At 50.7% G+C, this 10346-nt stretch carries 7 protein-coding genes, 1 tRNA gene and 1 pseudogene; 4 read left to right on the top strand and 5 right to left on the bottom strand.

Annotated features, from left to right (window positions below):
• Positions 1-2445: pseudogene (gene yejO, locus E0D98_RS17815) on the top strand (autotransporter YejO); the annotation flags it as partial.
• 103 nt (positions 2446-2548) lie between these two features.
• On the opposite strand, the gene E0D98_RS17810 reads toward yejO, so the two are convergent.
• From E0D98_RS17810 to E0D98_RS17800, 3 genes are all read right to left on the bottom strand, one after another.
• Positions 2549-2625 (bottom strand) — tRNA-Pro (locus E0D98_RS17810).
• A 74-nt stretch (positions 2626-2699) separates the two neighbouring features.
• On the bottom strand, positions 2700-4460 hold the full coding sequence (gene yejM, locus E0D98_RS17805; protein WP_000256203.1) for an LPS biosynthesis-modulating metalloenzyme YejM: 1761 nt from the start codon (positions 4458-4460) through the stop codon (positions 2700-2702).
• 19 nt (positions 4461-4479) lie between these two features.
• Entirely contained in the window at positions 4480-4707 is a 228-nt protein-coding gene (locus E0D98_RS17800; protein WP_001135667.1) for a YejL family protein, read from the bottom strand.
• Between the two features lie 181 nt (positions 4708-4888).
• Between E0D98_RS17800 and yejK the strand changes: the two genes are divergently transcribed.
• Positions 4889-5896 carry a nucleoid-associated protein YejK gene (gene yejK / locus E0D98_RS17795; RefSeq protein ID WP_000050789.1) on the top strand — a complete coding sequence of 336 codons (1008 nt, stop codon included), beginning with the start codon at positions 4889-4891 and terminating at the stop codon, positions 5894-5896.
• A gap of 138 nt (positions 5897-6034) precedes the next feature.
• Here yejK and rplY read toward each other — a convergent pair whose 3' ends face one another.
• Both rplY and E0D98_RS17785 read right to left on the bottom strand, forming a co-directional pair.
• Positions 6035-6319, bottom strand: a complete 285-nt coding sequence (rplY, locus tag E0D98_RS17790; protein WP_000494183.1) for a 50S ribosomal protein L25 — start codon at positions 6317-6319, stop codon at positions 6035-6037.
• Between the two features lie 124 nt (positions 6320-6443).
• On the bottom strand, positions 6444-8204 hold the full coding sequence (locus E0D98_RS17785; RefSeq protein ID WP_000578079.1) for a DEAD/DEAH box helicase: 1761 nt from the start codon (positions 8202-8204) through the stop codon (positions 6444-6446).
• A gap of 148 nt (positions 8205-8352) precedes the next feature.
• Here E0D98_RS17785 and rsuA point away from each other — a divergent pair, with 148 nt between their 5' ends.
• Positions 8353-9048 carry a 16S rRNA pseudouridine(516) synthase RsuA gene (gene rsuA, locus E0D98_RS17780; RefSeq protein WP_001234850.1) on the top strand — a complete coding sequence of 232 codons (696 nt, stop codon included), beginning with the start codon at positions 8353-8355 and terminating at the stop codon, positions 9046-9048.
• 27 nt (positions 9049-9075) lie between these two features.
• Complete coding sequence (bcr, locus tag E0D98_RS17775; RefSeq protein ID WP_000213360.1) at positions 9076-10266, top strand: multidrug efflux MFS transporter Bcr; 1191 nt, start codon at positions 9076-9078, stop codon at positions 10264-10266.
• The last annotated feature ends 80 nt before the right edge of the window (positions 10267-10346 follow it).

The following is a 10346-nucleotide window of genomic DNA, read 5'->3' as shown; positions in this document are numbered from 1 at the left end:
GTTTATGGGACCGCCAATAATACGAAAATCAATCCTGGCGGAGAACAGCATATAAAAGAATTTGGTGTAAGTAATAATACTGAAATTAACGGAGGGTATCAGTACATTGAAATGAATGGCGCCGCAGAATACTCAGTATTAAATGACGGTTATCAAATTGTTCAAATGGGTGGCGCGGCAAACCAGACTACGCTCAATAATGGTGTGCTACAGGTTTATGGCGCAGCGAATGATACCACGATTAAAGGCGGGCGCTTAATCGTTGAAAAAGATGGGGGGGCCGTCTTTGTCGCTATCGAAAAGGGAGGACTACTGGAGGTTAAAGAGGGGGGATTAGCGATTGCGGTAGATCAGAAAGCAGGCGGTGCTATTAAAACAACCACGCGGGCCATGGAGGTATTCGGAACAAACCGTCTCGGTCAGTTCGATATCAAGAATGGTATTGCTAATAATATGTTGTTGGAAAACGGCGGAAGTTTGCGAGTTGAAGAAAATGACTTCGCTTATAATACCACTGTAGATAGTGGCGGCTTACTGGAGGTTATGGATGGCGGGACTGTAACTGGCGTTGATAAAAAAGCAGGCGGAAAATTAATTGTCTCAACGAATGCGCTGGAAGTGAGTGGTCCAAACAGTAAAGGCCAATTTAGTATAAAAGATGGTGTGTCAAAAAATTATGAACTGGATGATGGTTCCGGGCTCATTGTTATGGAGGACACGCAGGCCATTGATACTATCCTTGATGAGCATGCCACTATGCAATCGCTGGGAAAGGATACTGGTACGAAAGTGCAGGCAAATGCGGTATATGATCTCGGTCGATCAGATCAGAATGGAAGTATCACGTATTCCTCAAAAGCCATCTCTGAAAATATGGTTATCAACAATGGCCGCGCTAACGTCTGGGCTGGCACAATGGTTAACGTTTCAGTCAGAGGGAATGATGGCATTCTTGAGGTCATGAAGCCGCAAATAAATTATGCACCCGCAATGTTGGTGGGTAAGGTAGTGGTTTCTGAGGGCGCTTCTTTTAGAACGCATGGTGCCGTGGATACCAGCAAAGCGGACGTTTCGCTCGAAAATAGTGTATGGACCATCATTGCCGATATCACTACGACGAACCAAAACACCCTCCTCAACTTAGCCAACCTTGCGATGTCTGACGCAAATGTGATTATGATGGATGAGCCAGTGACTCGTTCATCAGTGACGGCAAGTGCGGAAAATTTCATTACGTTGACCACCAATACCCTGTCGGGAAACGGCAATTTTTATATGCGTACCGATATGGCTAATCATCAGAGCGATCAGCTCAACGTCACCGATCAGGCAACAGGTGATTTCAAAATATTCGTGACGGACACCGGTGCCAGCCCGGCAGCAGGAGATAGCCTTACACTGGTAACAACGGGCGGCGGTGATGCTGCATTTACGTTGGGCAATGCCGGAGGCGTTGTTGATATCGGTACGTATGAATATACCTTGCTGGATAATGGCAACCATAGCTGGAGTTTGGCAGAGAATCGCGCGCAAATTACCCCTTCAACCACTGATGTGCTGAATATGGCGGCAGCACAACCGCTGGTATTTGATGCAGAACTGGACACCGTGCGTGAGCGTCTTGGTAGCGTAAAAGGCGTTAATTACGATACGGCGATGTGGAGTTCGGCAATTAACACCCGCAACAACGTGACCACTGATGCGGGCGCTGGCTTTGAGCAAACATTGACCGGGCTGACGCTCGGTATCGATAGCCGTTTCTCCCGTGAAGAAACCAGCACAATTCGCGGCTTGTTCTTTGGTTACTCTCATTCTGATATTGGTTTTGATCGCGGCGGCAAAGGCAATGTCGATAGCTATACCCTGGGGGCTTATGCCGGTTGGGAGCATCAGAACGGTGCCTATGTTGATGGAGTGGTGAAAGTTGACCGTTTTGCCAACACCATCCATTGCAAGATGAGTAATGGGGCAACAGCGTTTGGCGATTACAATAGTAACGGCGCGGGTGCTCATGTCGAGAGCGGGTTCCGTTGGGTTGACGGATTGTGGAGTGTTAGACCCTATCTGGCCTTTACCGGCTTTACCACAGATGGTCAGGACTACACGTTATCAAACGGCATGCGCGCGGATGTGGGAAATACCCGGATATTACGCGCTGAAGCGGGAACGGCGGTAAGCTATCACATGGACCTGCAAAACGGTACGACGCTGGAACCCTGACTGAAAGCCGCCGTGCGTCAGGAATACGCCGATTCTAACCAGGTGAAAGTTAATGACGATGGCAAATTTAATAATGATGTGGCTGGAACCCGTGGCGTTTATCAGGCTGGGATAAGGTCATCGTTTACCCCGACGTTAAGCGGTCATTTGTCAGTCAGCTATGGCAATGGCGCAGGGGTAGAATCGCCGTGGAATACTCAGGCGGGTGTGGTCTGGACGTTCTGATAACAAAAAATAAACAGGCTGTGATGTGTCACGGTCTGTTTATCGAATTAATTGCAGATATAAAAAAAACCAACCGTAAAGGTTGATTTTTTCTTGGGATTTTTGGTCGGCACGAGAGGATTTGAACCTCCGACCCCCGACACCCCATGACGGTGCGCTACCAGGCTGCGCTACGTGCCGACTCGTGGCTGCTAATACTACCGTTTTCCACACCGATTGCAAGTAAGATATTTTGCTAACTGATTTATAATTAATCAGTTAGCGATAAAACGCTTCTCGTCTGTCAGTACTTGCAATAACAAACTCAACTGTGGTTTTTCATCTTTCACTCTTTCACCACGTAAGTTGTAAGTGCGGTATTTACCGTTATTGTTCAGCACCAGCGTCTTTTTCGGGGTGGTAATTGCCAGCGTATCGTTATCCGCTGCAGTAACCCAGTAATGACGGCGTTGAGGGTTGAACAAATCCTGACCTTGCGAATATTCGCTGGCAGGTGTGCTGACATGTAGCAGGCGTTGCATCAGCGTCGTCATCAGATCGGTATGATCAGTCAGAGCATTAATACGCTGCGCCGGCGTGCCTGGCCAGTGAATCACTAATGGCACCTGCAGATGACCGTGGGACCAGTCAAAGGTTTCTTCCTCTTCGCTCAGTGGAATACCCCGACCGGCAGTGATAATCACTACCGTATTGTCCAGTTTGCCAGAATCACGCAGTGCATTGAGCACGCGGTTGATCTGGTCATCGACATTGCCTGCCGCCCGGCTATATTTCCGTGCAAATGCCTGCTGATTGCTGTCGTCAATGTTAGTACCATTGAAAGAAACCCACGAGAACCAGCGGTTATCTTCTTGTGCGTAGCGTCCCAACCAGTTGATCCACTGCGTGGCGGTCTGCTCGTCGGATTGGGTGCGTACGCTCGGCATCGAGAAATCTGACAACAATGCCTGGCGATACAGCGGGCTGGTAAAGCCATCTGATGAGAATAACCCCAGCTGATAGCCTTGCTGATTAAGCGCAGTAATTAATGCCGCAGGCGTACGGGTCGACAGAATGCCGTCCATATAGCTCGGCGAGATGCCATAGAACAGGCCAAAGATGCCGTTGTCTGTAGTGTTGCCGGAGCTCATATGGCGCGTGAACGAAATATTTTGCTCAGCAAAACCTGCCAGCGCAGGCATCTGCTTCTCGAAGCGTGAGTAGTTCAGGCCATCGACAGTAATCAACAGCACATTCTGCCCGGTGCCCATATCGCGATAGCGCAGTTCGCTTAACGGATACTGAACGGAAACGGCGTCTGGATTACCTTGCTCAATAAGACGGCGTTGATACTCCTGCGCATCAAGCAGACCATGCTTCTCAAGAAAACGTCGCGCCGTCATCGGGTACGAAAGCGGCAGGTTAGCGCGCTGCATGGTGATCGGGCGATAGAAGTTGGCATCGGCCCAGATATACACCACATGCGAGGCGATAAAGGCGATAAATAAGAATGCGGCCAGCGGGCGCGCGAAGCGCCGACGACGCGTCAGGCTGCGCAGCTTTTGCCAGCTCCACGTCGCAAACACCAGTTCAAGCAATAAAATAACCGGCACGCTGATGAACATCAGCTGCCAGTCGCGCGCCATCTCATTTTCGTCTGGGTTGATAACCAGTTGCCAGACGATGGGATTAAGATGGAGATGGAAACGAGTAAAGACTTCGCTATCGATCAGTAATAGCGTCATTCCCGCCGTTGCCAGAATGACGGACAAAAACCTCATCAGCCTCTGGGAGCCGACGATAAAGGTCAGCGGGAAGAGGATCAGCAAGTAGGTGGCGAACACCAGGAAGCTGAAATGGCCGATAATGCTTACGTAGGAATAAATGCGACCAGCAAGCGTTGTCGGCCAGTCGGCGATAAACAGGTAACGGCTGCCAATGACGAGCGAAAGCAGAATATTGAACAGTGCAAACCAGTGCCCCCAACTGACCATCTGGGAGACTTTTTCACGGTAGCGCTGACGATGAGTTACCATAACCTGTTATCTGTTTCCCTTAGTGCGCTTTGTCTTCGTTGATAGAGGACTGTAAGGCGCGGGCAAAAGAGTTGGCAATTGCCTGGCGTTGGGCCGGGGCAATGCTGGTATTGATAAGGTTAGTGACCATGTTGCCTAACACCATCAGGGAAAGGTCGGTCGGAGCCTTATGTTTTTCCAGTACGTTGAGCAGCTCTGCGAGCAATTGTTCAACCTGTTCATCACTGTAGCGGGAAATTTGTGGCATAAATCGAAATCAGTTAGTTGATGAAAGGGCAACATATTACCGTAGCAACGGTTTTTTTTCTGCTTTTTTATGCGTTAAATCATTCTCGTTACGCTGCCTTCTGTAAAATGACCGCCATCTTTTATTGCGTCGCTTAACCGGCGGTGGTTGAATACCGCCCGGTCTTAAAGGAGAGTTTATCATGAGTCTGGATATCAACCAGATTGCCCTGCACCAGCTTATCAAGCGTGATGAGCAGAACCTTGAGCTGGTGTTGCGCGATTCATTGCTGGAACCGACAGAAACCGTCGTTGAGATGGTGGCAGAACTGCATCGGGTCTATAGCGCCAAAAATAAAGCTTACGGCTTGTTTAGCGAAGAGAGTGAACTGGCGCAGACGCTGCGCTTACAGCGTCAGGGCGAAGAGGACTTTCTGGCATTTAGCCGCGCGGCAACCGGGCGCCTGCGTGACGAATTAGCGAAATATCCTTTTGCTGACGGTGGATTCGTGCTGTTTTGCCACTACCGTTATCTGGCGGTGGAGTATCTGCTGGTGGCAGTTCTGAGCAACCTGAGCAGTATGCGCGTTAACGAAAATCTCGACATCAACCCAACCCATTATCTTGATATCAATCATGCGGATATTGTTGCACGTATCGATTTAACCGAATGGGAAACCAATCCAGAGTCCACCCGCTATCTCACTTTCCTGAAAGGGCGAGTAGGGCGCAAAGTGGCGGATTTCTTTATGGATTTCCTCGGGGCCAGCGAAGGATTGAACGCGAAAGCGCAAAACCGTGGGCTGTTGCAAGCGGTTGATGATTTCACTGCCGAAGCACAACTGGATAAAGCAGAGCGACAGAACGTGCGCCAGCAGGTTTATAGCTACTGTAATGAGCAGCTGCAGGCAGGCGAAGAGATCGAACTGGAATCGCTGTCGAAAGAGCTGGCAGGCGTAAGCGAAGTGAGCTTCACGGAGTTTGCGGCTGAAAAAGGCTACGAACTGGAAGAGAGCTTCCCGGCAGACCGTAGCACACTGCGTCAGTTGACGAAGTTTGCCGGTAGCGGCGGTGGCTTGACTATTAACTTTGATGCGATGCTGTTAGGTGAACGCATCTTCTGGGATCCAGCAACCGATACCTTGACCATTAAAGGCACGCCGCCGAATTTGCGCGACCAATTGCAGCGCCGGACGTCTGGCGGCAATTAATCGGTTTTGTGTTCTGAATGCCAGATGCGGCGTGAACGCCTTATCTGGCCTGCAAAAAATAGCAATACCGTAATCAGGCATAATCTGCAGATACAAAAAACCCCGCCGGAGCGGGGTTTTTTACAACTTATTCAGCAATTAAGCGCGAACGAAGTCGATGTGCTGCAGCTTCGGTTTGTACGGGTGACGCTGTACGTCCTGAGCTTTAACTTTGATTTCTTTACCGTCAACAACGATGGTCAGAACTTCGCTGTAGAATTCAGCTTTAGCTTGCATGTTCATGACTTTGTCGTGATCCAGCTCGATAGCCAGCGGTGCTTCTTTGCCACCGTAGATGATTGCCGGGAACTTGTTAGCGGCACGCAGGCGGCGGCTCGCACCCTTACCCTGCTCTTTACGTACTTCTGCGTTGATAGTAAACATTTCTTTCTCTCTTAAATTAATCCTGCTACAGGCGACCCAGCAACAGGTAAGTGATCTGCTTTGCGTATGCAAAAGCGGGCGAGATTCTATACTCAATCGCCTTATACATCAATCAAAACTACCATTAACCGCGTAATTCGTGCGCCCGACGAAAACGACCTTCGTAATCGAACACTTTTTCACGCACCTGCCAGTACTGACCTTTCATGCGGGCGACGACAAAATCCGGATGTCGCAGTAAGGCTTGCTGGGCGAGGATATCGGCGGCGGTGATCCAGCGCAGAGGGATGCCCGGTGTGCGCGTATGCGGGCGGATAAAAAGCTGCTCGAAGGCAGTTCGCTGGGCGGGCGTTTGCAGACGGAAACGCTCACTCACATCCGCGCCGTCTTCATCGTAATAGGTGATTTTCAACCATTCGCCTTTCTCGTCGTGCCCATGCTGCAAAGACATGCCGCTACAGCGTAATACCAGCGCATCTTTCAGTCGTAGCGCCGCTTTTAACATATCATCCGGATCAACCAGTACCGTGTCACATTCGCGGCAGCGGCGAGCGGCAATATCATTTTCTGCGTTACATTGCGGGCAATTTTTAAAACGGAAACGGAAGTCACACTGTTCGCGATGACCGTCGTCATCTTCAAACCATCCCTGACAGCGGCGACCAAAGTGTTCAATCAATGTCCCGTCGGCGGTCGTTTTCCCCCAAAAGGTGTTGGCAAAACCGCAGGCAGGGCAGAAAACCTGTACCGGAACGTTGTCACTTTTGCCTTTCGGTGTACCAACTTCCGGCGCGTAGAGATCGTGAGGATTACCCGCATAATCAAGAATTAAACAATCAGTCTTGCCCGGAGCGAGACGCAGACCGCGCCCGACAATTTGTTGGTAAAGACTCACTGATTCGGTAGGGCGCAGAATGGCGATAAGATCGACGTGCGGGGCGTCAAATCCGGTGGTCAGTACTGCGACGTTGACCAGATAGCGAAAACGCTGGGCTTTAAAATCTTCAATTAACACATCGCGCTCAGCGCCGGGGGTGTCGCCAGTAATCAGTGCAGCATCTTCGGCAGGCAGTAATCCCACAATCTCTTTTGCGTGTTCAACGGTGGCGGCGAAAATCATTACCCCTTTGCGCTTTTCGGCGAACTCCATGATCTGGCTGATGATATGTGGCGTAATGCGTTGCTGTTTTTTCAGCTCACGGTTGAGATCAGCTTCGCTGAACAGCCCGTTACTCTGTGCCTGCAAGCGGCTGAAATCGTATTGCACTACTGGCATATCCAGTCGTTCTGGCGGCGTCAGATAGCCGTGTTTAATCATATAACGCAGCGGCAGCTCATAAATGCAGTCACGGAAAAGGGCTTTCTCATCGCCGCGTACCATGCCGTGATAATGGAACTGGTAGATCCAGCCTTTGCCCAATCGAAAAGGCGTGGCAGTCAGCCCCAGCAGGCGTAAGTGGGGATTCACTTTAGTCAGGTGAGTGAGGATTTGCTGATACTGGCTCTCTTCATCGTCACCAATACGGTGGCATTCATCGACAATCAACAGCGAAAATTCACCCTGAAAGGCATCAAGATTACGAGCGACCGACTGCACGCTGCCAAATACCACTTTACCGTGGCTCTCTTTGCGCTTTAACCCAGCGGCAAAAATATCGGCTTCCAGCCCCAGCGCCTGATACTTTGCATGGTTTTGCGCCACCAGTTCTTTGACGTGTGCCAGCACCAGAACACGACCACGCGCCAGCCGCGCCAGTTCGGCAATCACCAGGCTTTTACCTGCGCCGGTGGGCAGCACGATAACGGCAGGGGTTTTATGACGACGAAAATGGTTGAGCGTGGCATCCACGGCTTCTTGCTGATATGGGCGGAGTGTAAAAATCATGGTCTCGCGTAGGTAGATTATTCTGCTAATAGTATGCCATGGATCTTTTTCCCTTGAGGGATGTTATTAGACCGCTATACTGGGCAGACAACAGTTCAGATTTTCGGGTCAATGCCCGACCTCCGTTTTTACAGGCAAAATCACACACATGCGACTTGATAAATTTATCGCACAGCAACTCGGCGTTAGCCGTGCTATTGCCGGGCGTGAAATCCGCGGCAATCGTGTCACCGTCGATGGCGAAATTGTTCGTAATGCAGCGTTCAAACTGCTTCCTGAACATGATGTCGCTTACGATGGCAACCCGCTGGCGCAGCAACATGGTCCACGTTACTTCATGCTCAATAAGCCTCAGGGCTATGTTTGCTCCACGGACGACCCTGATCACCCAACGGTGCTCTATTTTCTGGATGAACCGGTAGCCTGGAAACTGCACGCCGCAGGACGTCTGGATATCGATACCACCGGTCTGGTGCTGATGACTGATGATGGTCAGTGGTCGCACCGCATTACTTCTCCGCGCCATCATTGCGAGAAGACCTATCTGGTGACACTGGAATCACCTGTAGCTGACGATACGGCAGAGCAATTTGCTAAAGGCGTGCAGCTGCATAACGAAAAAGATCTCACTAAGCCTGCGGTGCTGGAAGTGATTACCCCAACGCAGGTTCGTCTGACCATCAGCGAAGGGCGTTATCATCAGGTGAAACGCATGTTCGCCGCTGTGGGTAACCATGTGGTTGAGCTGCATCGTGAACGTATTGGCGGTATTACGCTGGATGCTGATTTAGCCCCCGGTGAATATCGTCCGTTAACTGAAGAAGAAATTGCCAGCGTCGTCTAACTTTTCCATGACTTTCAGGAGCCCGTTGTGACCACCCGACAGCATTCGTCGTTTGCTATTGTTTTTATCCTTGGCCTGCTGGCCATGTTGATGCCGCTGTCGATTGATATGTATCTGCCCGCGCTACCGGTAATTTCAGCGCAGTTTGGCGTACCTGCGGGCAGTACGCAGATGACCCTCAGTACTTATATTCTGGGCTTTGCGTTGGGGCAGTTAATCTACGGGCCGATGGCAGACAGCTTCGGGCGTAAGCCGGTGGTGCTCGGCGGTACGCTGGTGTTTGCCGCCGCCGCGGTGGCGTGTGCGTTGGCAAACACCATCGATCAGCTGATTGTGATGCGTTTCTTCCACGGGCTGGCTGCGGCTGCGGCCAGCGTGGTCATTAACGCCCTGATGCGCGATATTTACCCGAAAGAAGAGTTCTCGCGGATGATGTCGTTTGTCATGCTGGTGACCACTATTGCACCGTTGATGGCACCGATTGTCGGCGGTTGGGTGCTGGTGTGGCTGAGCTGGCATTACATCTTCTGGATCCTGGCATTAGCGGCGATTCTGGCTTCGGCAATGATTTTCTTCCTGATTAAAGAAACCTTACCACCGGAGCGTCGTCAGCCATTTCACATTCGTACCACTATTGGTAACTTTGCGGCGCTGTTCCGTCATAAGCGTGTCCTGAGTTATATGCTGGCCAGCGGTTTCAGCTTTGCCGGAATGTTCTCGTTCCTGAGCGCCGGACCGTTTGTCTACATTGAAATTAACCACGTCGCGCCGGAAAACTTTGGTTATTACTTTGCACTAAACATTGTTTTCCTGTTCGTGATGACCATCTTTAACAGCCGCTTCGTTCGCCGCATTGGCGCGTTAAATATGTTCCGCTCGGGGTTGTGGATACAATTTATTATGGCAGCGTGGATGGTCATCAGTGCGCTGCTGGGGCTGGGATTCTGGTCGCTGGTGGTTGGCGTTGCGGCGTTTGTGGGCTGCGTGTCGATGGTGTCATCCAATGCGATGGCGGTCATTCTTGATGAGTTTCCCCATATGGCGGGAACGGCATCTTCGCTGGCAGGAACCTTCCGTTTTGGCATAGGGGCAATTGTTGGCGCATTGCTTTCTCTTGCGACCTTTAACTCTGCATGGCCGATGATTTGGTCAATTGCATTCTGCGCAAGCAGCTCCATTCTCTTCTGTCTGTACGCCAGTCGACCGAAAAAACGGTGATCTATTGCACAACGAGGAAGCTAAAAGGCTTCCTTTGTTGATGCATGTCAACCACAAATCTATCATTCCCCCGATATATG

The organism is Escherichia sp. KCJ4928, from assembly GCF_004352695.1.
Classification (GTDB): domain Bacteria; phylum Pseudomonadota; class Gammaproteobacteria; order Enterobacterales; family Enterobacteriaceae; genus ECMA0423.
This window is presented reverse-complemented; position numbering and strand designations above follow the sequence as displayed.